At 43.6% G+C, this 787-nt stretch carries 1 protein-coding gene; it reads right to left on the bottom strand.

Going from position 1 to position 787, the window contains the following annotated elements; genetic code table 11:
* A partial coding sequence (locus tag GY683_RS06910) for a hypothetical protein (protein ID WP_297288038.1) occupies nucleotides 1-787 on the bottom strand: 787 nt, incomplete at both ends.

Below are 787 nucleotides of genomic sequence, written 5' to 3'. Positions count from 1 at the left end.
TGCTCTGACAAATCGTCAGCCTTTTGGATATGTTTGTTATCCACTTTGGTGAGTTGCTCTGACAAATCGTCAGCCTTTTGGATATGTTTGTTATCCACTTTGGTGAGTTGCTCCGACAAATCGTCAGCCTTTTTGGTGATTTGCTCCGACAAATCGTCAGCCTTATTGTCCAACGCCGCTAATTGATTTTCAAAAGCAGCCTTCAATTCATTCATCGACTTATCAGACTGATCAGACTGATAAACAAAACCCACCCCTAGCAACCCCGCCATTGTAACCATCGAAGTTGCATACCAACCTAATGACACACAACGTCGGATCGGTTTTTCTTTTTTATCAAGGCATTCTTCAACACGCTTCCAAGCAAAACTCAGTGGTTCCAAACCATCAAAAATCATCGAAAGCGAAAAAGTCGCTGACAATAACTTCGATACTGAATCCTTATAGTCCAAATCATTAGCCAGTTTAGGATGCGCTTTCAGGGCGACTAAACATTGACAATGGTTCTGCCAAAAAGCCAATGGGGTAATAATTGCTAAATCCGTTTGCCGCAACACCAGCGATAACTCAGCTACTCGGCTATCACGATTCGCCAATATCGAAACCTGATTCATCACTTCGGAGGCTTGTTGCCATAATATATGATGAGTCGCTAAACTCATTACTGGCGGAATATAATCAGCATCCCATTGTCCATCCTTCAATCGCCCAAGCGGTAGCCCGTCACCCGTTTTAACCAATTCATCAATACCAGCCTGCCAAGCTCGCCACTCTAGTTGGACTTGAT

It is taken from the genome of Moraxella sp., assembly GCF_024227015.1.
GTDB lineage: Bacteria > Pseudomonadota > Gammaproteobacteria > Pseudomonadales > Moraxellaceae > Moraxella.
The sequence above is the reverse complement of the archived record's forward strand: the minus strand, read 5'-3'. Positions and strand labels throughout refer to the sequence as shown.